General features: G+C 71.1%; 23 protein-coding genes. 11 read left to right on the forward strand and 12 right to left on the reverse strand.

All coding sequences use genetic code 11. From position 1 onward, the window contains the following. Window positions 1-32 precede the first annotated feature (32 nt). Window positions 33-1340, reverse strand: a complete 1308-nt coding sequence (moeB, locus tag AC0Z9V_RS05330; protein WP_485140938.1) for a molybdopterin-synthase adenylyltransferase MoeB — start codon at window positions 1338-1340, stop codon at window positions 33-35. Between the two features lie 147 nt (window positions 1341-1487). On the opposite strand from moeB, the gene AC0Z9V_RS05335 reads away from it, so the two are divergent. Together AC0Z9V_RS05335 and AC0Z9V_RS05340 are read left to right on the forward strand one after the other, a co-directional pair. Next, complete coding sequence (locus AC0Z9V_RS05335) at window positions 1488-2108, forward strand: TetR/AcrR family transcriptional regulator (protein WP_244186268.1); 621 nt, start codon at window positions 1488-1490, stop codon at window positions 2106-2108. 49 nt (window positions 2109-2157) lie between these two features. After that, on the forward strand, window positions 2158-2382 hold the full coding sequence (locus AC0Z9V_RS05340; RefSeq protein WP_133080975.1) for a DUF3107 domain-containing protein: 225 nt from the start codon (window positions 2158-2160) through the stop codon (window positions 2380-2382). 87 nt (window positions 2383-2469) lie between these two features. Here AC0Z9V_RS05340 and AC0Z9V_RS05345 read toward each other — a convergent pair whose 3' ends face one another. After that, a complete protein-coding gene (locus tag AC0Z9V_RS05345) occupies window positions 2470-3291 on the reverse strand; it encodes a ferritin-like fold-containing protein (RefSeq protein ID WP_208741585.1) in 822 nt (273 codons plus the stop codon). Window positions 3292-3459: 168 nt separating this feature from the next. Between AC0Z9V_RS05345 and AC0Z9V_RS05350 the strand changes: the two genes are divergently transcribed. The 4 genes from AC0Z9V_RS05350 to AC0Z9V_RS05365 all read left to right on the forward strand — a co-directional run bounded on the left by AC0Z9V_RS05350 (window position 3460) and on the right by AC0Z9V_RS05365 (window position 8379). Then, window positions 3460-3906 (forward strand): YdeI/OmpD-associated family protein, encoded by a 447-nt coding sequence (locus AC0Z9V_RS05350; protein WP_459267052.1) that lies wholly within the window; start codon window positions 3460-3462, stop codon window positions 3904-3906. A gap of 65 nt (window positions 3907-3971) precedes the next feature. Next, complete coding sequence (locus AC0Z9V_RS05355) at window positions 3972-5501, forward strand: RNB domain-containing ribonuclease (RefSeq protein WP_485140939.1); 1530 nt, start codon at window positions 3972-3974, stop codon at window positions 5499-5501. A gap of 259 nt (window positions 5502-5760) precedes the next feature. Then, complete coding sequence (locus AC0Z9V_RS05360) at window positions 5761-7503, forward strand: DEAD/DEAH box helicase (protein WP_459267054.1); 1743 nt, start codon at window positions 5761-5763, stop codon at window positions 7501-7503. 6 nt (window positions 7504-7509) lie between these two features. Then, window positions 7510-8379 carry a DNA-methyltransferase gene (locus AC0Z9V_RS05365; RefSeq protein WP_133080979.1) on the forward strand — a complete coding sequence of 290 codons (870 nt, stop codon included), beginning with the start codon at window positions 7510-7512 and terminating at the stop codon, window positions 8377-8379. Window positions 8380-8453: 74 nt separating this feature from the next. Here AC0Z9V_RS05365 and AC0Z9V_RS05370 read toward each other — a convergent pair whose 3' ends face one another. Further along, a complete protein-coding gene (locus AC0Z9V_RS05370) occupies window positions 8454-9296 on the reverse strand; it encodes a PHP domain-containing protein (RefSeq protein WP_485140940.1) in 843 nt (280 codons plus the stop codon). A gap of 104 nt (window positions 9297-9400) precedes the next feature. Between AC0Z9V_RS05370 and AC0Z9V_RS05375 the strand changes: the two genes are divergently transcribed. After that, window positions 9401-10981 (forward strand): aminopeptidase P family protein, encoded by a 1581-nt coding sequence (locus AC0Z9V_RS05375; protein WP_485140941.1) that lies wholly within the window; start codon window positions 9401-9403, stop codon window positions 10979-10981. A gap of 126 nt (window positions 10982-11107) precedes the next feature. Here the strand turns inward: AC0Z9V_RS05375 and AC0Z9V_RS05380 are convergent, their stop codons facing one another. Next, window positions 11108-12004, reverse strand: a complete 897-nt coding sequence (locus AC0Z9V_RS05380; protein ID WP_485140942.1) for a YflT domain-containing protein — start codon at window positions 12002-12004, stop codon at window positions 11108-11110. A 184-nt stretch (window positions 12005-12188) separates the two neighbouring features. On the opposite strand from AC0Z9V_RS05380, the gene AC0Z9V_RS05385 reads away from it, so the two are divergent. Genes AC0Z9V_RS05385 through AC0Z9V_RS05395 form a run of 3 tightly spaced genes read left to right on the forward strand, consistent with a single transcriptional unit; the run spans window position 12189 to window position 15191 of the window. Further along, window positions 12189-13472, forward strand: coding sequence for a magnesium transporter (locus AC0Z9V_RS05385; RefSeq protein ID WP_485140943.1), 1284 nt, complete (start codon window positions 12189-12191; stop codon window positions 13470-13472). Further along, a complete protein-coding gene (locus tag AC0Z9V_RS05390; protein ID WP_133080983.1) occupies window positions 13465-14064 on the forward strand; it encodes a DUF1003 domain-containing protein in 600 nt (199 codons plus the stop codon). Before AC0Z9V_RS05385 ends, AC0Z9V_RS05390 begins: the two co-directional genes overlap by 8 nt. Next, window positions 14061-15191 (forward strand): Mrp/NBP35 family ATP-binding protein, encoded by a 1131-nt coding sequence (locus AC0Z9V_RS05395; RefSeq protein ID WP_485140944.1) that lies wholly within the window; start codon window positions 14061-14063, stop codon window positions 15189-15191. Before AC0Z9V_RS05390 ends, AC0Z9V_RS05395 begins: the two co-directional genes overlap by 4 nt. Before the next feature lie 37 nt (window positions 15192-15228). Here AC0Z9V_RS05395 and AC0Z9V_RS05400 read toward each other — a convergent pair whose 3' ends face one another. From AC0Z9V_RS05400 to sigE, 3 genes are all read right to left on the reverse strand, one after another. Beyond that, window positions 15229-15639: a twin-arginine translocase TatA/TatE family subunit gene (locus AC0Z9V_RS05400; RefSeq protein ID WP_133080985.1), complete on the reverse strand. Its 411-nt coding sequence runs from the start codon at window positions 15637-15639 to the stop codon at window positions 15229-15231. A 103-nt stretch (window positions 15640-15742) separates the two neighbouring features. Continuing rightward, window positions 15743-16711, reverse strand: coding sequence for an anti-sigma factor family protein (locus tag AC0Z9V_RS05405; RefSeq protein WP_485140945.1), 969 nt, complete (start codon window positions 16709-16711; stop codon window positions 15743-15745). A gap of 4 nt (window positions 16712-16715) precedes the next feature. Further along, a complete protein-coding gene (gene sigE / locus AC0Z9V_RS05410) occupies window positions 16716-17363 on the reverse strand; it encodes an RNA polymerase sigma factor SigE (protein WP_432206143.1) in 648 nt (215 codons plus the stop codon). 304 nt (window positions 17364-17667) lie between these two features. Between sigE and AC0Z9V_RS05415 the strand changes: the two genes are divergently transcribed. Continuing rightward, window positions 17668-18306, forward strand: a complete 639-nt coding sequence (locus tag AC0Z9V_RS05415) for an O-methyltransferase (RefSeq protein WP_208741597.1) — start codon at window positions 17668-17670, stop codon at window positions 18304-18306. 12 nt (window positions 18307-18318) lie between these two features. On the opposite strand, the gene AC0Z9V_RS05420 is transcribed toward AC0Z9V_RS05415, so the two are convergent. From AC0Z9V_RS05420 to AC0Z9V_RS05440, 5 genes are all read right to left on the reverse strand, one after another. Beyond that, entirely contained in the window at window positions 18319-18486 is a 168-nt protein-coding gene (locus AC0Z9V_RS05420; protein ID WP_087076540.1) for a DUF3117 domain-containing protein, read from the reverse strand. 166 nt (window positions 18487-18652) lie between these two features. Continuing rightward, window positions 18653-19849, reverse strand: coding sequence for a hypothetical protein (locus tag AC0Z9V_RS05425; protein WP_485140946.1), 1197 nt, complete (start codon window positions 19847-19849; stop codon window positions 18653-18655). Further along, window positions 19846-20511 carry a DNA-3-methyladenine glycosylase I gene (locus AC0Z9V_RS05430; protein ID WP_485140947.1) on the reverse strand — a complete coding sequence of 222 codons (666 nt, stop codon included), beginning with the start codon at window positions 20509-20511 and terminating at the stop codon, window positions 19846-19848. Before AC0Z9V_RS05430 ends, AC0Z9V_RS05425 begins: the two co-directional genes overlap by 4 nt. Then, a complete protein-coding gene (locus tag AC0Z9V_RS05435; protein WP_485140948.1) occupies window positions 20508-20906 on the reverse strand; it encodes a DivIVA domain-containing protein in 399 nt (132 codons plus the stop codon). The genes AC0Z9V_RS05430 and AC0Z9V_RS05435 overlap by 4 nt, the downstream gene beginning before the upstream one ends. A 35-nt stretch (window positions 20907-20941) precedes the next feature. Beyond that, complete coding sequence (locus AC0Z9V_RS05440; RefSeq protein WP_459267066.1) at window positions 20942-21826, reverse strand: LOG family protein; 885 nt, start codon at window positions 21824-21826, stop codon at window positions 20942-20944. Window positions 21827-21944: the final 118 nt, after the last annotated feature.

The following is a 21944-nucleotide window of genomic DNA, read 5'->3' on the forward strand; positions in this document are numbered from 1 at the left end:
GGACGCCCGGGACGGGCCCCTGATCCGTCCGCCTAGTACGTCAGCTTCGCAGGTTCGATCCTGCGGACCCACTCGATGATCCCGCCGTCCACCGACCGCGCGTCCGGGTGCCCCTGCCCCCGGAGGAAGCGCACGACGTCGGCCGACCGGACGCCCGACTTGCAGTGGACGTAGACGGTCCGGCCGGTGTCCACGGAGGCGTCGCCGTCGAGGATCGTCTCCTTCGGGACCAGCACCGCGCCGTCGATGTGAACGATGGCGTACTCCTCCGGGGTACGGACGTCGAGCAGCTCGAAATCGGCCGTGCCCGCGGACCGCTCGGCGAGGAGCCGCGCGAGTTCGTCCACGGTGATCGTCGGGACCCGGTCCTCGCCGCCGGGACCGTCCGGTGCGGCGGTCGGACCGGCAGGCGGCAACCCGCAGAACTGCTCGTAGTCGATCAGTTCGGTGATGCGCGCCGCCGTCGGGTCGGGACGCACGCGCACCTCCCGCCAGCTCATGTCCAGCGCGTCGAACACCAGCACCCTGCCGAGGAGGGTGGTGCCCACCCCCGTGATGAGCTTGATCGCCTCGTTGACCATCACGGAGCCGATCTGCGCGCAGAGCACGCCCAGCACGCCTCCCTCCGCGCAGGACGGCACGGATCCCGGCGGCGGCGCCTCGGGATAGAGATCGCGGTAGGTGGGTCCATGATCCTGCCAGAACACGCTGACCTGCCCGTCGAACCGGAGGATGGATCCCCACACGTAGGGCTTGCCGAGGATCGCGGCGGCGTCGTTCACGAGGTACCGGGTGGCGAAGTTGTCCGTGCCGTCGATGATGAGGTCATAGCCGGCGAACAGGGTCAGGGCGTTGGACCGGTCGAGCCGTTCCCGGTGCAGGACCACGCCGACCAGCGGATTCAGCGCCAGGATGCTGTCGCGGGCCGATTCGGCCTTCGACCGTCCGATGTCGGGCATCGAGTGGATCACCTGGCGCTGCAGGTTCGAGAGCTCGACGTCGTCGTCGTCCACGATGCCGAGCGTCCCCACCCCCGCCGCAGCCAGGTAGAGCAGCGCGGGCGAGCCGAGACCGCCGGCCCCGATCACGAGCACGCGCGCGTTCTTGAGGCGCAGCTGCGCGTCGGGCCCGAAACCGGGGATGATCAGGTGCCGGGAGTAGCGGGAGCTCTCCTCCTGCGTCAGGCTCCCGGTCGCGTCGACGAGCGGAGGCAGTCCTGGCGCCCCTCCCTGCCATCGCTCCGACGGCTCGGGGATCGGTTCCGCCGCGGGCTCAGCGGCGCCGGACACGGGTGCGGGAACGGGTGCGGGAACGGGCGGCGACGACGGGGAAGCGGTCATGCCCAAGGGTATTCCGCTTCCCCGCGCACCGGCCAGCGACCGGCGTGCGGGGACGGGGACAACCCGCGACCCGGAACGGGTGGACCGGGAGACCGGTGGGTAAACTGGGCGGACGTCCACCGACCGCTGAACCGAGGATCGCCCTACGTGAGTGCAGAACCGACCGCCTCAGGAAAGTCCCTCCGGCTGCCGCGGGACGAACGCCGCCGGCAGCTCCTGGCAGCGGCGCAGGAGGTCTTCGTGGGGAGCGGCTACCACGGCGCGGCGATGGACGACATCGCCGTCGCGGCCAAGGTCAGCAAGCCGGTGCTCTACCAGCACTTCCCGGGCAAGCGCGACCTCTACCTGGCCCTGCTCGACAGCCACCTCGCCGAGCTGACGCAGCTGCTCGTCGATGCCCTGCGCTCCACGGACGACAACAAGCTCCGCGTCCACGCGACCATGCGTGCCTACTTCCAGTTCATCGCGCAGGACAGCAGGGCGCACCGCCTCGTCTTCGAGTCGGACATCAGCAACGAGCCCGACGTGAGCAGCCGGCTCGAGGCCTTCAACGCACAGTTCGCCAACGACATCGCCGGTGTGATCGCGGGTGACACCCAGCTGTCCCTGGTGGAGGCGACGCTGCTGGGCCGCGGCCTGGCGGGGATGGCGCAGATCAGCGCCAGATATTGGCTGGAGACCGACGGAAGCCTCGACATCGATGCCGCCGCGGAGCTGATCTACCGTTTAGCTTGGCGCGGAATCAGCCGCTTCCCCAAGGAAATCTAGAGTAGGTTTCGGTACGAATCACAGGTTCACTACACAGGAGGCATGCGCCGTGGAAGTCAAGATCGGTATCCAGAACGTCAACCGGGAGATCATCCTCGATTCCGCCGAGAGCGCCGACGCGATCGCGGAGCTCGTGGCCGCGGCGATGAGCGGCGGTACCGAACTGCGCCTCAAGGATTCCAAGGGCCGCCAGGTGATCGTTCCGACGTCGGTCCTCGGCTATGTCGAGATCGGCGCCGAGGAGACCCGCCGCGTGGGCTTCGGCGCGCTCTAGTCCCGGGCGGACAGCAGGACGCGGACGAGGACCCGCGGGCGACGCCGGAAGGTGTGGCCCGCGGGTCTTCCTGTGCGGGGCGCCGGACTACGCGGTGAGTCCGAGTGCGCTCATGCGCCGCGAGTGGTTGCGGGTGAGCTGCGCGAAGAGGGCCGTGGTGTGCTGCGCGTGGTCGGGTTCGGCGGCGAAGAGCAGTCCCGCCAGGTACTCACGTTCGATACCGACGCGCTGCGCCTGCGTGAGGGCTTCCCCGACGAGCCTGCGCCCCCAGAGCGCGAGGCGCGAGGCGAGGCGCGGATCGTCGGAGAGCGCCTCCTTCAGGCGCCGCTGCAGGTGGGCGGCGCCTTCGCCCGAGTCGATGGCGCCGATGAGTTCGCGGGTGGCCGGGTCGAGGCTGTCGGCCAGGGCCCGGTAGAAGTCCCCGGAGAATGCGTCGATGACGTAGGCCTTCATGAGCGACTCGTACCAGTCACCGGGCCGCGTGCGCTCGTGGAATGCATCGATGGATGCCTGGAACGGCGTCATCGCGTCCTCGACGGACACGCCCCGCCGGCCCAGGAAGGCCGTCACCGACTCGAAGTGCTCGAACTCCCGGACCGCGAGCCGACCGAGGTTCGCGCGGTCCGCGAGGCTGGGCGAGAAACGGGCGTCCGACGACAACCGCTCGAAGCCCGAGAGTTCCCCGTAGGCGATGACACCGAGCAGGTCGGTGACGAAGCGGGCGTAGCGGGGGTCGGAGAAGGCGTCGGGCGCGGGGCCGCCCGCTGCCGGCCGGACGACGGCGTCCTGCCCGTCGGACGCCGTCGGAGGCTCCGGCCGCGTCGTGCGCACCGCCGAAGGGGCCGGCGACACGGTACGGTCCTGGCCGGACGTGGAAAGGGCCGTGCGGTCGGTGGAGCCGTTGTTCATTCTGCTAAGAGTACGCAATCGCAGGGGTGGGGCAACCCGCCGTACGGCGCCCGGCACATGTTGCGGAACGGCGACGCCGCCTAGGCTCGTCCCAGTCCGGACAGCGGGATCCCACTGCTGTCCGGTTCCCGACGCTCCGGTGCGCAGCCGGATGGAAGGCAGGCACCCGTGGACTTCTCCGCCGTCCTCGAACTCTCGGGCCGCACGGCCACCGGGCTGCAGGTGCCCGAGCAGGTCCTGGCCGCGCTCGGCGGGGGCAGGCGTCCCCCGGTGCGCGTCACGATCGGGACCTACACGTACCGCACCACCGTCGGGTCGATGGACGGGCGCCCCATGATCCCGGTCAGCGCGGAGCACCGCACGGCAGCCGGCATCGAGGCCGGCCGGACGGTGACCGTGGGGCTGGACCTCGACACCGAGGAGCGCACCGTGGACGTCCCCGAGGATCTCGCCGTCGCGCTGTCCGACGATCCGGCGCTGGTCCACGCGTTCGATGCGCTGTCCGTGAGCCGCAGGAAGGCCCTGGTGCTGCCCATCGTCCAGGCGAGGGGCGCGGACACGCGCCGACGCCGTGTGCTCAAGGCCGTGGACTCCCTCCGCCCGCCGCCTTCCTGACGGCGCGGGCACGTTCACGACATCCGCCCTGCCCGATGTCGTGAACGTGCACTACCGTAAGGCGTGTGCCAGCACAGCATATGGACCTCAGGGACCGCGAGTCCCAGCAACGGCTCACCGAGTCGCTGCGGTCCCTCCGCGAGGAACTCGACATCCGTGAGGATTTCCCGGAGGACGTGCTCCGCGAGGCGGCCGGGGCCGTAGCGGCCTCCCGCCTGCCGGACGCCGACCTGCGAGACCTGCCCTTCCTCACCATCGACCCGCCCGGCTCCACCGACCTCGACCAGGCCGTCCACCTGGCGCGCAGTGCCGGGTCCGGCAGGTCGGACGATCCCGGGCAGGGACCCGACGCGGGCTACGAGGTCTGGTACGCCATCGCCGACGTACCGCTCTTCGTCCGGGCCGGGGGCGCGGTCGACGCAGAGGCGAGGCTCCGCGGCCAGACCCTGTACGCGCCCGACGGACGGATCTCCCTGCACCCGGAGAACATCTCCGAGGACGCCGCGAGCCTCCTTCCCGACCAGGACCGCCCTGCCTTCGTGTGGCACTTCGACCTCGACGCCGGGGCCGTCGTCCGGTCCGTCACCGTCCGCCGAGCCACGGTGCGCAGCCGCCGCCAGCTCACCTACGCCGAAGTCCAGGCGGCGATCGACGCGGGCACCGCGGACGAGCATCTCCTCCTCCTCCGCGAGATCGGGCTCCGGCGCATCCAGCAGGAACTGGACCGCGGTGGGGCGAGCCTCAACCTGCCGCGCCAGGAGATCACGCACGACGGCGAGAGCTACGCCATCATCACCGAGCCGTCCCTTCCGTGCGAGGACTGGAACGCGCAGATCTCGCTCATGACGGGCATGGCCGCGGCCCGCATGATGATCGACGGCGGCATCGGCATCCTGCGCACCATGCCCGAGCCCGACGACGGCGCACTCGGCAAGTTCCGCCGCCAGTCGGAGGCACTCGAGCACCCCTGGCCCCCGGACATGCCGTACGGCGCCTTCCTGCGCACGCTCGACGTCGCCGACCCGCGGCAGCTCGCCCTGATGCACGCCGCGGCCTCGCTCTTCCGCGGCGCCGGCTACACCGCGTTCGACGGCGCGGTACCCGACGCCGTCGTGCAGTCGGCCATCGCGGCGCCCTACGCGCACACCACCGCCCCCCTGCGCCGCCTCGTGGACCGCTTCGTGCTCGTCACGTGCGCAGCGCTGTGCGCCGGCGAGGAGGTCCCGGAGTGGGTGCGTGCCGCCCTCCCCGACCTCAATGCGCTGATGGCGTCCTCGAACCAGACGGCCTCGCGGCTCGATTCCGGGGCGATGGACGCCGTGCAGGCGGCGCTGCTGAGCAACCGCATCGGCGAGGCCTTCTCCGCCGTCGTCCTGCAGGGCTCCCCGCCCGCCGTCGAGGACGCGCCCGGCCGGCAGGCCCCGCGCCTGTCCGGCACGGTGCAGGTCACCGAACCCCCGCTGGAGGCGAAGTGCTACGGCGAACTCGTGGCGGGAGAGCGCGTCACCGTGGTCCTGCTCGAAGCGGACATCGCCCGGCGGCGTCTCCGCTTCGAGGTCAAACCGACGGACGCGCCCCAAAGGGACCTGCGATGAGGCCCCGCACGGACCGGCAGGGTAGGCTGAGGGTGTAGTAATGGATGCCCGGTCGTTATCAATCCGTCGATAACCCGCAGTACCTACTCGATCCCGAGTTTTCCCGCGGGCGCAGGTCTCCCTCCGCAGCCCGCACGCAGTTGCAAGCCCGCGATCGGCTTCCACTGGACGCCCCGCGCCCGCCGATACGCTCCGCACAGGATGGATCCATCCCGGCGTCGAGCCTCGGCGGCCGCTCGGCCTGAATGAACGGTAGAACGTGCACAACACGAACGCAGACAACACCCCGGCCACGGACACGCACCACCTCGTCGCCGACAACTCCTCCGACGCCATCGACGTCGAGGAGACCCTGGTCACCACGGAGGAGCCGCACGCGGCCGTCGCCGAGACCTTCGCGGACTTCAACGTCCGCCCCGACATCGTCGAGTCCCTGAGCGACGCCGGCATCACCCACCCCTTCCCCATCCAGGCGATGACGCTCTCGATCGCCCTCGGCGGCCACGACATCATCGGCCAGGCGAAGACCGGCACGGGCAAGACCCTCGGCTTCGGCATCCCCGCGATCCAGCGCGTCGTCGGTCCCGACGACGCCGGCTACGAGAAGCTCCCCGTCCCGGGCGCCCCGCAGGCCCTCGTCGTGGTGCCGACGCGAGAGCTCGCCGTCCAGGTGGCGAACGACCTCACGACGGCGGCGAAGAAGCGCAACGCGCGCATCGTCACCATCTACGGCGGCCGCGCGTACGAGCCCCAGATCGAGGCCATCAAGAAGGGCGTCGAGATCGTCGTCGGGACACCGGGCCGCCTGATCGACCTGTACCGGCAGAAACTCCTGGTGCTCAAGAACGTCAAGATCGTGGTGCTCGACGAGGCCGACGAGATGCTGGACCTCGGCTTCCTGCCCGACGTCGAGACCCTGATCGCCGCGACCCCTCCCGTGCGCCAGACCCTCCTGTTCTCGGCCACGATGCCCGGCCCCGTCATCGCGATGGCCCGCCGCTACATGACGCAGCCCACGCACATCCGCGCCGCGGATCCCGAGGACGAGGGCATCACCAAGAAGGACATCCGCCAGGTCATCTACCGGGCGCACAACCTGGACAAGGCCGAGGTGGTGGCCCGCATCCTGCAGGCCCGCGGCCGCGGCCGCGCCATCATCTTCTGCAAGACCAAGCGCACGGCGGCGAAGCTCTCCGAGGAACTGATCGACCGCGGTTTCGCGGCCGGCGCGATCCACGGCGACCTGGGCCAGGGTGCCCGCGAGCAGGCACTGCGTGCCTTCCGCGGCGACAAGATCGACGTGCTCGTGGCCACGGAGGTCGCCGCGCGCGGCATCGACGTCGAGGACATCACGCACGTCATCAACTACCAGTGCCCCGAGGACGAGAAGGCCTACCTGCACCGCGTGGGCCGCACGGGCCGCGCCGGCAAGAAGGGCACCGCGGTCACCTTCGTCGACTGGGACGACGTCCCCCGCTGGGGCCTCATCAACAAGGCCCTCGGCCTCGACACGCCGGAGCCCGTGGAGACCTACTCCTCGTCGCCGCATCTCTACACCGATCTCGACATCCCCGAGGGCACCAAGGGGCGCCTGCCCCGCAAGGACCGCAAGCTCGCCGGCATCAACGCGGAGGTCCTGGAGGACCTGGGCGAGACCGGCAAGCGCGGCGGCGGTGCACGCCCCGACAGTGCCGGGGGCGACGGCGGACGCGGGCGTTCCGGCGGACGCGGCGGCCAGCGCCGCGACGGTGGGACGGCCGGCGACTCCGCCGACGGCCCGCGCAGCCCACGCAGCCGTGGTCGGGGCGGTAACCGTTCCGCGGACGCACCTGCTGCACCGGCGGCATCGGCACCCACGGGTGACGCCGTCGAGTCCGGCGGACACCGCCGTCGTCCCGGCTCCGACGCCGAGGTTCCCGCGGGCGACCGGCAGCGCCGCAGCCGCACGCGCCGGCGCAACGGCGAGGTCGTCGCGAAGCCGGCCGGCGGCGCAGAGGACTAGCCCTCGGTGACCGGACTCCCTGCGCCGTCCGCGCCTCCCACCTGGAGGGCGGACGGCGCGAACCTCGTGGTGCACGCGGACAACGCCGAGTACCTGGCGACGCTGCCGGATGCGGCCTTCACGATGATCTACGTCGATCCCCCGTTCAACACCGGCCGCGCGCAGCGCCGCCAGCAGACCACCATGGTGCGGGCTGTCGACGGCGCAGGCGACCGCGTGGGCTTCAAGGGGCTCTCCTACTCGACCGTCAAGGGTATGCTCGCGAGCTACGACGACGCCTTCGAGGACTACTGGGACTTCCTCGTACCCCGGCTCGCCGAGGCGTGGCGGCTCCTCGCCGACGACGGCACCCTCTACCTCCACCTCGACTACCGCGAGGTGCACTACGCCAAGGTGATGCTGGACGTCCTCTTCGGGCGCGACTGCTTCCTGAACGAGATCATCTGGGCCTACGACTACGGTGCCCGGGCCAAGCGCAGGTGGCCCGCGAAGCACGACAACATCCTGGTGTACGTGAAGAACCCCTCGGCGTACTACTTCAACAGCGACGAGGTCGACCGCGAACCGTACATGGCGCCCGGACTCGTGACGGCGGAGAAGGCTGCGCTCGGCAAGCTCCCCACGGATGTCTGGTGGCACACCATCGTGTCCCCCACGGGCCGCGAGAAGACCGGCTACCCCACCCAGAAGCCCGAGGGCCTGCTCCGGCGCGCCGTCGCGGCGAGCAGCCGGAAGGACGACTGGGTGCTGGATTTCTTCGCGGGGTCGGGCACCCTCGGAGCGGTGGCCGGGAAGCTCGGCCGGCGCTTCGTCTGCGTCGACAGGAACCCGCAGGCCATCGAGGTCATGCGCGAGCGCCTGGCGCCCTGGACCTGACCACGCACGGCCGGCTGCCGGGTCCGGCGTAGGCCGGGTCCGGGGGCCGCAGGATCCGGGGCGGACCGGAGGACCTAGCCCAGCGGTATCCCGGTGGCGAGCCCGGCGATGGCCTCGAGCGTCTCACGGGTCGTGACGTTCTCGCCCAGCAGGTTGGGCTTGCCGCTTCCGTGGTAGTCGCTGGAGCCGGTGACCAGCAGCCCGTTCTCGCGTGCGATCGTACGCAGTTCTCCTCGTGCGCCCTCCGGGTTGTCGCGGTGCTCCACCTCGAGTCCCAGGAGGCCGGCGCCGATCATCTCGTCGATGACGGCGCCCCCCACCACCGCGCCACGGTTGAAGGCAGAGGGATGGGCGAAGACCGGGACGCCGCCGGCGGCGCGGATGAGGGCGACGGCGTGTGCCGGGTGCGGCGCGTAGTGGCTGACCCAGTAGGGGGAACGCGCGGTCAGGATGCGGTCGAAGGCCTCGGACCGCGTGGTCACGACGCCGAGTGCGATCAGGGCGTCCGCGATGTGGGGGCGGCCCACCGTCGCACCCTCGGTCACATGCTCCTCGACCAGGTCCCAGGTGATGGGGAAGTCCTCGGACATGAGCTCGACCATGCGGCGGGCGCGCGTGAGGCGCGCCGTGCGGGACTTCCCGATCTCCTCGCGGAGGCCGGCGTGCTCCGGGTCGTGGAGGTAGGACAGCACGTGCACGCTGATGCCGGTGTCGGTGCGGCAGGAGACCTCCATGCCGGGGACGAAGGTGATGCCCAGCGTCGCCGCCGCCGCCGCTGCCCGGTCCCAGCCCGCCGTCGAGTCGTGGTCGGTGAGGGCGACGGCGTCGAGGCCCGCGGCGGCGGCGGACGCGATCAGGACATCGGGGTCCTCCGTGCCGTCCGAGACGTTGGAGTGGGTGTGCAGGTCGATTCTCACCGGACCCAATCTACGCGCCGGCGGGGTTCAGGCCTGCCTGCGGCACGGCGTCGCCGCGGGGCACGGACTTTCCCGCGGTACGGCGACGGTGAGACGATGGCGGGGTGAGCACCGACGACACCGCCCCCGCATCCCTAAACCCCACCGACTCGCCGGAGGGCCAGCCGCTGTCCGACCGCAACGAGAACCGCTCCCAGCGGCCGGACTCGGACGCCTTCAAGGCCTTCATGGCCAGCAGCTGGGCACCGGCGTCGGAGGACCTCCCGGCCGCAGCGCCCGTCGCGGCGCACGCCGCCCGCCGTCGTCGCGCCGTCTCCGACCGCTTCCCCGGCGAGCGCATCGTGATCCCGGCCGGCCCCTTCAAGGTCCGTTCCAACGACACCGACTACCGCTACCGTCCGCACTCCGGATTCGCCCACCTGACCGGACTCGGCCTCGACCACGAACCCGACGCCGTGCTGGTCCTCGAACCGGTGGAACAGGGAACGGGGGACGACGGCGGGAACCACACGGCCACGCTGTACTTCCGGGAACTCGCGGGACGCGACAGCGCCGAGTTCTACGCGAATGCGCGCTACGGCGAGTTCTGGATCGGCCAGCGCCTCTCGATGGCGCAGATCCGGGCCCAGCTCGCCCTCGCGACGGCGGACCTCGCCGAGCTCGAGGTGGCGATCACGAAGGATGCCGGCGTACCCGAGATCGGTGGGGTGAGCATCCGCCTGCTCCGGGAGGTCGACTTCAATGCCGATGCGCTCGTCGACACCTCCCGGATCAACACCGGAGTGGACCTCGAGAAGGCGGACGCCCTCGATGCGGTGCTCGCCGAGGCGCTGTCCGAGCTGCGGCTCATCAAGGACGCCTGGGAGATCGAGCAGATGGAGGCGGCGGTCGCCGCCACCGTCGGCGGGTTCCACGAGGTGGTCCGCGCCCTCCCCCGGGCCATCACCCATCCCCGGGGCGAGCGCGTGGTCGAAGGCGCGTTCTTCGCCAGGGCGCGCGAGGAGGGCAACGACCTCGGCTACGACACCATCGCGGCATCGGGGAACAACGCGACGACGCTCCACTGGATCCGCAACACCGGCCAGGTCAGGGCCGGCGAACTGCTGCTGCTGGACGCCGGGGTGGAGGCGGAGAGCCTCTACACCGCCGATATCACGCGCACCATCCCCGTGAACGGGCGGTACACCGAGACGCAGCGCAGGATCTACCAGGCCGTGCTCGATGCCGCCGATGCGGGCTTCGCCGCGGCACAGCCGGGCCGGAAGTTCCGGGAGGTCCACCTCGCGGCCGTCACGGTCCTGGCGGAGAACCTGGATCAGTGGGGACTCCTCCCCGTATCCCTCGACGAGGCGCTCTCGCCCGAGGGGCAGCACCACCGTCGCTGGATGCCGCACGGCACGAGCCACCACCTCGGCATGGACGTCCACGACTGCGCGCAGGCCAAGCGCGAGCTGTACCTGGACGGGATCCTCACCGAGGGCATGGTCTTCACCATCGAGCCTGGCCTGTACTTCAAGGCGGAGGATCTCGCGGTCCCCGAGGAGTACCGCGGGATCGGTGTGCGCATCGAGGACGACGTGCTGATGACCGCCGACGGGCCCGTCAACCTCAGCGCGGCCCTGCCCCGGAGCCCGGACGACGTCGAGGACTGGATGGCCGGCATCTGGGGCAGCACCGGCGAATAGCCCCGGGGCGGAAGCCCACCCCTTTCATGAAAGAAGGCAGGGACCCGAGGGTCCCTGCCTTCTTTGGAACTGCCTTCTCCGGCGCCGCCCGGCGGTCGCCGTCCAGCCGCTGCTGTCCGGCTGCTGCTACCCCTGGTGCGGTCCCCCGGCCGAGCTGGAGCCGTGGGTCCCGGGCCGTCCGTCCTCCACGGGACCGTCCTGACCGCCGTCCGCCGACTGCACCGGGGCCTCCGTGGCCCCCGGCGCGCCGGGCTGGTCCTCGACGCGCACACCGTACTGGGGCCGGCCGTCGGGAAGGTCGGGGAACTGCCCCCTGCGCGGACCGCTCGTGCCGGGACCGGCGGTCTGCCCCTCGGCCGTCCCCGCCTGCTGCGGCTGCTGCTGCCCCGGGAAGGGATCGTTCCACGACGCGGGACGCTCGGGCGCCTGCCCGGGTGCCTGCCCGGGTGCCTGCCCGGGCGCCTGGCCGGGTGTCTGCCCGGGTGCCTGGCCCCAGGCGGAGGGGTTCGCGCCGGGGTGCTGGGCCTGCCCGTTCATCGGGAGCTGCTGCAGCAACCGGCGTGCGTCGGCCGCCACGCTCGGATCGACGATGACGTCGTAGCTCGTCGCGATGACCTGGCTCGTGGAGGTGAAGTCACGCTTGCCGCGCTGGAACGCGTAGGTGATGACGCCGAACAGCAGCCAGAAGATCGCTCCGAGCGCGATCGACGACGTGATCGTGACGCCGGTCTCGCTGCCGGCGAAGAGGCTCAGGATCACACCCACGAAGAGGCCGAACCAGGCGCCGGTCGCGGCACTGCCGAGCGCCACCCGCGGGTAGCTGAGGCGCCCGGTGACGCGCTCCACCGTCTTGAGGTCGTTGCCGATGATCGCCACCCGCTCGACCGCGAACTTGTGGTCGGCGAGGTAGTCCACGGCCTTCTGGGCATCGAGGTACCCCGTGTACCGGCCGATGGTCTCGCCCGTGGGCAGCACCCGGCCCAGGTCGCGGGAGGCAGTGGTTCCGAGAGGTGGTGTCGACATGCATCCCATTCTTGCGTACTGCTCGATCACGTGGGAGGAGTATCGCCCGCGGTGAACTCCCGCCTCCCCCGCCACCGGCAGGGAGGGCCCGCCGCAGATGCCGTACCACCGCCGGCGGTCCGACCGACCGTCGCGATGCCGTCCCGATGCCGTCCCCTCGTGCGGCGGCGGATAGCCTAGAGCTGTGACTAACAACCCGACCCGCGTCTTCGTCGCCCGACTGCTGGGGCTCGATGTGTTCGATCCCCTGGGTGACCGCCTCGGCCGCCTCCGGGACGCCGTCGTCCTCGACCGCGGCCCGACCAGGCCTCCGCACGTCGTGGGCCTCGTGGTCGAGGTTCCCGGCAAGAAGCGCGTGTTCGTCCCCATGACGCGCATCACCTCGATGGACCCGTCCCAAATCATCTGCACCGGCCTCGTCAACCTCCGCCGCTTCGAGCAGCGTGGTGCGGAGATGCTGGTGGTGGCCGAACTCTTCGACCGACGCCTGACCCTGCGTGACGGAAGCGGGAGCGCCGTCGTCGAGGACATCGCGATGGAGCGCAACCGTGCGGGCGACTGGCACGTCTCCCAGCTGTTCGTGCGACGCGGCGGATCGACCTCCCCCCTGCGCGGCCTGCGGCGCGGCGGCGAGCGCCTCATCATCGACTGGCTCGACGCCTTCCACGGCACCACGGACGAACCGCAGGGCGCCACCCAGTTCGTCGCCCAGCACGACGACCTCAAGCCCGCCGACTTCGCCGACGCGCTCCACGAGATGAACGACAAACGGCGCATCGAGGTCGCCGGCGAGCTCCAGGACGACCGCCTCGCGGACGTCCTCCAGGAACTGCCCGACGACGACCAGGTCCAGATCCTGCAGTCCCTGACCCGCGAGCGCGCGGCCGACGTCCTCGAGGAGATGGACCCCGACGACGCGGCCGATCTCCTCAACGAGCTCCCCGAGGCGCAGAAGGAGGAGCTCCTGCAGCTCATGGAGCCCGACGACGCCGAGGACGTGCGCCGCCTGCTCGAGTACGAGGAGGACACCGCCGGTTCCCTCATGACCACGGTGCCCGTCATCCTCCCTCCCGAGGCGACCGTCGCCGAGGCGCTCGCGCACGTCCGCCGGGAGGAGCTGACCCCGGCCCTCGCCTCCTCGATCTTCGTCTGCCGCCCGCCGCTCGAGACGCCGACGGGGCGCTACCTCGGCGTCGTGCACATCCAGCAGCTGCTGCGCTACCCGCCGCCCGAGCCGCTCGGCAACATCATCGACACGGACCTCGAGGCCGTGGGCGACCAGGCGAACGTGAGCGAGGTGTCGAGGATCCTCGCCACCTACAACCTGAACTCGCTGCCGGTGGTCAACGCCGACGGCAGGCTGGTGGGCGCCGTGACCGTCGACGACGTGCTGGATCACCTGCTGCCCGACGACTGGCGGGCCCAGGACGACACATCCGGACCGAAACGAGGTGACCGCCGTGGTTGAGAGGATCAAGTCGAATTCACGCGGACTGGATACGCCGCGCGAGACGCGCAAGCGCTTCCTCCCGCGCCTGCGACCGAACCCGGACCGCTTCGGCAGCGGCACGGAGAACATCGCCCGTTTCATGGGCACGCCGCAGTTCCTCTTCTACATGACGGTCTTCGTCGCGGTCTGGCTGACGTGGAACACCGTCGCTCCGGCGAACCTGCGCTTCGACAGCGCGGCCCTCGGGTTCACGGCACTGACCCTGATGCTCTCCCTGCAGGCTTCCTATGCGGCACCGCTGCTGCTTCTCGCGCAGAACCGCCAGGACGACCGCGACCGCGTCTCCATGCGTGAGGACCGCCAGCGGGCGGAGCGGAACCTCTCCGACACCGAGTACCTCACGCGGGAGATCGCGGAGCTGCGCATCGCCCTGCGCGAGGTGGCGACACGCGACTACGTCCGGTCCGAGCTGCGCTCCGTCCTCGAGGAGCTGCTCGAGACGACCGACGGACAGGAACTGACCCTGCAGAAACGCAGGCCCCGGAAGCCCTCGGAGAGTACGGTGGCGCTGCCGAAGGTCCAGCCCGCCGGGAGGAAACCCGTCCGGTGAGTGCCGCCCTGCCCGTCGAGGAGGCCGTGCGGAACGCCCTCACCTCGGTGATCGACCCCGAGCTGCGCCGTCCCATCACCGAACTCGGCATGGTCGACGCGGTCGCCGTCAAGGGGCGCACCGTCCGGATCCGGGTCCTCCTGACCATCGCCGGGTGTCCCCTGCGGGACACCATCCGGCGGGACACCGAGGCTGCCCTGTCCGTCGTGGAGGGCGTCGACGACGTCGAGGTGGAGCTCGGCGTGATGGACCAGGCCCAGCGCGACGCCCTGAAGGAGCAGCTGAAGGGCGCCGGCGGCCGCCGCGGGATCCCGTTCAACGAGCCGTCATCCCTCACGCGCGTCTACGCGGTCGCCAGCGGGAAGGGCGGTGTCGGCAAGTCGAGCGTGACGGTGAACCTCGCGGTCGCGATGGCGGCGCAGGGGCTCCGCGTGGGGATCGTGGACGCCGATGTCTACGGGTTCTCGGTCCCCGCCCTCCTGGGCATCACGCAGCAGCCCACCCGCGTCGACGAGCTGATCCTGCCGCCCGTCGCCCAAGGCGTGAAGGTCATCTCCATCGGCATGTTCGTCGACGGCAACCAGCCCATCTCCTGGCGCGGGCCGATGCTGCACCGGGCGCTCGAGCAGTTCCTGACGGACGTGTACTTCGGCGACCTGGACGCCCTGTTCCTGGACCTGCCGCCGGGCACGGGCGACATCGCCATCTCCGTGGCCCAGCTGCTGCCGTCGTCGGAGCTCCTGGTCGTCACGACCCCGCAGAGCGCTGCCGCCGATGTCGCCGAACGCGCCGGCGCCATGGCCGCGCAGACCGGTCAGCGAGTGGCCGGCGTCATCGAGAACATGTCCTGGCTCGAGCTGCCCGACGGCGGGCGGCTCGAACTGTTCGGCGCGGGAGGTGGAAGCACCCTCGCAGCGAGGCTGACGGACACGCTCGGCACCGAGGTCCCCCTGCTCGGCAGCATCCCGCTGGAGGTGGCCCTGCGCGAGGGCGGCGACGCCGGCACTCCTCTCGTCCTCGGCCGGGACGGCTCGAGGGCCCGTGCGGAGCTGGAGGCGATCGCCGCTGTGCTCGCCCGTCGCCCACGGGGCCTGGACGGACTGAAGCTGCCGCTCAGCCCGCGCTGACGAGAGCCGCCGCCGAGCGGAGCGCCATGCCCCGGGTCTAGGTGGCCTCGAGGTCGTACGGAGCGGACTGCCCCGACCCGAGGCGGGGGCCGAACGGCACGGACGCATCCGGACGGACGGCACCGGCGGCTGCCACCGCGGGAGCAGGGGCGGCCTTCGGGGCGCCGCTGCTCACGGGCTTGAAGACGTCCTCGATGTCGTCGAGGAGGGCTTCCTTGATGATCCGGCGGGGATCGTACTGGCGTGGGTCGAGCTTCCGCCAGTCGACCTCGTCCAGTTCCGGACCGACTTCCTCCCGGAGCTGCTCGCGCGCACCCGAGGCCATGCGGCGCAGGCCCTTGACGAGACGGGCGAGCTGGGCGGCGTACTCCGGAAGACGCTCCGGGCCGAGCACCATGACGGCGATGATCGCCAGGACCACGAGTTCGAGGCCGTTGATTCCCAACACGTGAAAAGACTACCTTCCCGGCCTGCGCCGACCACATTCGCCGCTACCGCGGGCCGGACGCCGGCCGTGCCCGCGGGAGCCGCCCGACCGGCGACACCGCCGGTCAGCCGCCGTTCTCCTCGGGGTGGGTGATCGTCGAGAGACCGCGGAGGATGCGCTCCACCATGGAGTCGTCCCCGCCCTGCGGCGCCAGCGCGAGCTGGGCGTGCTCCGCCGTCACGAGCTGGCTGAGCGTCTGCGGCATGGCGGCCGCGGGCAGGTCGGACACCACGGTGTAGGTGACCGACGGCGAATCGAGGACGACCTGCCAGGGCCGGCCGGGGAGGACCCAGACGTCCTGGCCTGCACCGCCGACGTGCTCGAAGCCGTCCTGCGTCACGATGTTCCCGGTGACGGCGTTCAGCGGCGGAGCAGCGGCATCCACAGCGCCGCCGACCTTCCGCTGTTCGTAGACGGTCACGGTGTCGCCGTCGTTCTCCAGGACGAGTTCCAGGGTCGGTGTGCCGTCGACGGTGATGCCCTCGGCGCTGCGGAGGTCGAAGCCGAGCGATTCGAGTTCCGGGCAGTACCAGCCGCCGGCCCGCAGGGTCTCCAGCTGGTCGGTGTCCAGGTAGGTGGGCGTCCGGGGTGCCACGGCCTCCCAACCGGCGCGCAACGCGGTGGTGCCGCCGGCCTCGGCGACCGTCGCGGGCCGGGTCTCCGATCCGATGACGTAGGCGCTGGCCAGGAGCGCGGCGACGACGGCGGCGGACCCACCGGCCGTGGCGACCAGCGTGCGGCGGCTGCGGACGGGACCGGTGCGCTCGTGATGGGCGCGTACGAAGGCCGCACTCGAGCCGGTCCGCTCCTGGACCCCGGCGGACCCGAACCCGGGCGACAGCAGCCTGCGCTGCAGGTCCGGGTCGGGTGACGGGTTGCGCAGTCCCAGCAGCGCGCTCTTGAGACGTCGGAGCCGGGCCACGCCCGCAGCGCACGAGGCGCAGCGGGAGACATGGCGCTCCACGGCGATGCGGCGCCTGTCGGACAACTCACCGTCGACGAGGTCCTGCAGCGAGCGATGGGGATGCAGCATCGGCCTAGCCCAGACCGGCGATCCGTGGCACGCCGAGGGCGGGACCGTTCCCGCCCGACCGGCGCGGGTCGCGGTGGGCGAGCTTCTCCCGCAGCATGGTGCGGCCGCGGTGGATGCGCGAGCGGACGGTACCGAGCTTCACCCCGAGCACCTGCGCCACCTCGTCGTAGGCGAGGCCTTCGAGGTCGCAGAGCACGACGGCTGCGCGGAAGTCCGGCGGCAGTTCCTCCAGTGCCGACTGCACGTCGATGTCCAGGTTGTTGAACTCGAAGCTGCGCTCGGGGCCCGGGTGCTTGCTCGGGAGGCGGCTCTCGGCCTCTTCGGTGAGTCCGTCGAACCGGATGCGCGTCTTCCGTCGGGCCTGATCGAGGAACAGGTTGGTGGTGATGCGGTGCAGCCAGCCGTCGAGCGTTCCGGGCTTGAAATTCGCGAGGGAACGGAAGACCCGCACGAAGACCTCCTGGGTGAGGTCCTCGGCGTCGAACCTGTTGCCCGTGAGCCGGTACGCGAGGCGATAGACCTTCGGTGAGTAGTTGGTGACGACTTCTTCCCAGGATGGTGCGACCCAGGGGTTGCCGTGCTCGTCGAGCAGCGGCTCGTCCGCGCCCGTGCCGGCCTCCACGGCGATCTGCCCCGCCTTGACACTAGACATCATGTTCCCCTTCTCGCCGCGAATCCCGAACAGGCTGCGTCCCGCGGGCGCACGACCTGCGGGAGTACCGGGGATTCGGGACTGCGCTGCTGCTGGATGTCCCGAGAGAAAAGTCTTTCGTACCAAGCTGGGAACTCGCTGGCAGATCCGTGGACGTCGCTCTCCCCCGGTGCCGTGGGTCACGCACCGTCCGCCCCGGTACAGGACGCGCCGCATGGAAGTCCTGCTGCGCCGCACAGTAGGGTTGGGGCGGGGCTTCCGCCCCTTCCAGCCCGCATCCCCGAGAACCATAGAACGGACGTCCATGGCCGCCGACAAACACAGCAGCTGGTCCTACACGGAAGGACTCCCCGACGAGGACGACATCCTCCTTCGGGCCCGAGACCGCTCCCACGAACTCGGTGTCACCCCCGTGACGCCTGCGGTCGGCGCGGCGCTCACCGTGCTGGCTGCGGCGTCGAAGGCGAGCACCGCCGTCGAGGTGGGCGCCGGCGCAGGCGTGTCCGGCGTCTGCCTGCTGAGGGGACTCGGACGGAACGCGGTGCTGACGACGATCGACTCCGACGTGGACCACCTCCGCGCCGCGCGCGAGGCCTACTCGGAGGCCGGCATCCCGTCCAACCGCACGCGCACCATCTCGGGCCGCGCCGCCGATGTCCTCCCGCGCCTGACGGACCGCGCGTACGACCTGGTCTTCATCGACGCGGACAAGCCCGGGCTCCCGGCCTACGTCGAGCAGGCCACACGCCTGCTCAAGGACGGTGGGATCATGATCGTCAACGACGCCCTGGACCAGGACCGGGTGGCCGAGCCGGCCGTCCGGGAGCAGTCGACCAACACACTGCGCCAGGTCGGCCGGATGATCCGGGAGAACGAGTCCCTCGTGTCGGCGCTCCTGCCGACCGGGACCGGGCTCCTGCTGGCGGTGAAGCAGCGCGCCTGACGGCGCTGCCGCCTAGGTGGTGACGGTGAGCAGGCAGTCCTTGAGCTTGCCCGCTTCTTCCGCGTTGAGCTCGACGACCAGGCGTCCGCCCCCGTCGATCGGCACCCGCATGATGAGGCTGCGCCCTTCCTTGGTGACTTCCATCGGTCCATCGCCGGTACGCGGTTTCATGGCAGCCATGGGGAGTGTCCCTTTCAACAGGGCGCAACCGCGGTCAGCGGCAGCGCGACAGTAAACGGTGCGCCTGACCCGGTGGCCCGATGAGGGTCCCGGTGGTGCACGTCATCCCCTTCATTATTCAGCACAAGGCCTGCTCCTGCTAATTCAGGTGCGGCGTGGATCACACTCAGGGTGGATAATCACCGTCCGGCCCGGACGGCGTCCACGCCCACAGCCAGTCCACCCAGAGGAACTGGAGGACCACCGACACCGGCAGGAGCACCCACAGGACGCGGCCGCCGCCCAGGCGTGCGCCCGCGAGCGCCAGGGGGAAGAGCGGCAGCAGGATGCGCCAGGTGCTGGACTGCGGATCCCAGAACGCCGCGAGGTACAGCAGGTAGCCGGCGCACCAGGCGCCGAGCACCAGCCCGATCGAGCGCACGGCCGGCGAGAGGAAGAGGGCGACGCCGCCCATCACCAGCGCCACGACCACCAGCGCTCCCGCCGCGGGTCCCAGCACGGCGGCCGGCGCCTCGAACCACGGCACGAAGGGTGCCAGCGCCTCTCCGCGCCAGGCGGTCTCGGTCGCGACATAGGCGTCGCGCTGGCCGGTGACCACCCACGCGGCGACGGGCCATGCGACGGCGGAGAGCGAGGCGACGACCCCCAGCAGGAACAGCGGCCGCACCCGCCCTGCGGCGCCGTCCGACCGGTGCGCGACCTGCAGCGCGTGGAGGAACAGGATCCCGACCATGATGGCGAACGGCACTCCGGCAGGACGCGCGGAACACATGAGCACGACGACGGGCATCGCCGCGTAGTAGCGGTGCGTGGCGACGAGGTAGAGCGCGGAGGCGAGCAGCAGCAGGTGAAGCGACTCCGCGTAGGGCACCTGCAGGATGGCGGCGACGGGCGCGAAGGACACCACCGCGACGCCCGCGAGGGCCCCCGCGGCGTCGGAGCGGAGCCGGAACAGCCGGTACACCACGAGGGAAGCACCGGCAGCGGCCGCGATGGACACGGAGGGCGCGAGGATCCCCCAGCCGAGGCCCGTGACGGCATCGAGCGCGCGGACCAGTCCCGGGAAGAGCGGGTGGAACGCCCACTGGTTGTGGAGGACCGTGCCGCCGGCGTCCCGCGGCAGATCGGAGGGGTAGCCCTCCGTGAAGATGCGCTCGTACCAGCCGCTGTCCCAGTAGTCGATGAAGGTGCCGTAGGCGGGTGAGGGCCCGGACCAGGGGCTCGCGCCCTGGCGCGACGCAGCGAGGAGGAGGATCACGGTGGAGACGAGGCGCCCGGCGAGGAAGACCGCCAGCACCGGCACGGGCCAGGGCACCCGGCGGAGCGATGCCCGGCGCACCCCGGCCGTCCCCGTGCTGCTCACGGAACGGTCGGGGAGGCGACGGCCGGGTCGGCCGGGTCGGCCGGGTCGGCCGGGTCGGCCGGGGAGGTGAGCACCGCCGGCCCTGCCGCCATCCGGACCCAGCAGTCGCGGAGGTGGTCGTCCACGTAGCCCGTGGCCTGCAGCATCGCGTACGCCGTCGTCGGTCCCACGAAGCGGAAGCCGAAGCCGCGGAGCTCCCGGGCCAGTGCCGTGCTCTCGGGCGTGATGGCAGGGACGTCCGCAAGGGTCGCGGGCACGGCGTCCTGCAGGGGTCGGTGGGCCTCCAGCAGCGATCCGAGGGTCGTGCCGTCCGGCAACGCCAGCAGCGCCGCCGCGTTCGAGATGGTGGCCTCGATCTTCTGCCGGTTGCGGACGATACCGGCGTCGTTCATCAGGCGCTCGACGTCCCCGGGGCCGAACCGTGCCACGGCCGCCGGGTCGAAGCCGGCGAAGGCCGTGCGGAACGCCTCCCGCTTGCGCAGGATCGTGATCCAGCTCAGGCCCGACTGGAACGCCTCGAGGCTCAGCCGTTCGAAGAGCCCCGCCTCGGTGGGGACGGGCCTCCCCCACTCCTCGTCGTGGTACCGCTCGTACTCCGCGCTGGAGACCGCCCAGCCGCACCGGAGCCGGCCGTCCGATCCCGGGACCGCGATGCCGGTCATCCGGCGTCCTTCGCGGCGAGCCGCGAGCGCAGGTCCCCGATGAGGGCGTCGCGTTCCTCGAGCGCCGCCGCCAGCCGGTCGAGGACCTCGTCCACCTGGTCCATCCGGTAGCCGCGGAGGCCGAGACCGAAGCGGACGGCATCGACATCCGCCGCGGCGGGCACGTCGGGGAGCAGGACGGGCGGCAGCGACGCCACCGGTTCCACCAGTCCCAACCCGTCCCCCTGCACCCGGGGGGTGCCGGACCCGGTGCGGGCGACGGCCGCGGCGTCCGGCCCGTCGGCGCGGGTACCCGGTGCGAACCCGTGCAGGGCCGCAGGGAGCGGACGCCCCGAGGCGAGGACCGCGGTCCCTCCCACCAGCAGGATGGCGAGGATCACCAGGAAGATAGTCACAGCGCTATGGTGTCAGAGTTCCTCCGGAGCAACCCTCAGCCGCGGTGATCGTGACCGGCCGACGCGGCCACGATCCGCACGGCCTCCTCGGCGGTGTCGACCAGCTGCAGCAGCGAGAGGTCCTGCCGGGAGACGGTGCCCTCGGCGAGCAGGGTGCCTTCGATCCATTCGACCAGGGGGCGCCAGTAGTCCTTCCCGATCAGCACGATCGGGAAGGAGGTCACCTTGCCCGTCTGCACGAGGGTCATCGCCTCGAACAGCTCGTCGAGGGTACCGAAGCCACCCGGCAGCACGACGAAACCGCTCGCGTACTTGACGAACATGGTCTTCCGCGCGAAGAAGTAGCGGAAGTTGATGCCGAGGTCCACCCACTCGTTCATCCCCTGCTCGAAGGGCAGCTCGATGCCCAGGCCCACGGAGGTACCGCCGGCCTCGCAGGCGCCCTTGTTCGCCGCCTCCATCGCGCCCGGACCGCCCCCCGTGATGACCGCGTAGCCGGATTCCACGAGCCTGCGGCCCACCTCCTCGCCGATCGCGTAGTACGAGGAGTCGCGCGCGGTCCGGGCCGAACCGAAGACGCTGATGGCCGGACCGAGGTCCGCCAGCGTCCCGAAGCCCTCCACGAACTCGCTCTGGATGCGCAGCACGCGCCACGGGTCGGTGCGGGTGAAGCCTCCGGATTCGTCGGCGTCGAGGAGCATGTTGTCCGACTGCGGGACCGTCGCCTGGCCGCGCCTCAACTCGACCGAGCCCTTCCGTCGGGTGGCCCGGCCCGCTCCCGCGGGATCGGTCGCACGACTGCCGGACGTGCCGTCCGTGTCGGGGGTTGCGGACCGCCCCGGTCCGGCAAGGGCGCCGTCGTCGTGCACGGTGGTGGTCCCGGTGTCGCTGCTGGCCGAGGGGTGCTGGGAGGGAGACATTTCCCTAGGCTAGCCAACGGAAAGGCCGGCGGGCGGCTTTTGATTGCTCTTTAATCACAATCGGTGCCTTTACCCCACTGTGTATTGCTGGCAGGGAATAGTTCGCTAGATTTCTCCC

Source organism: Arthrobacter sp. UYP4 (genome assembly GCF_057291175.1).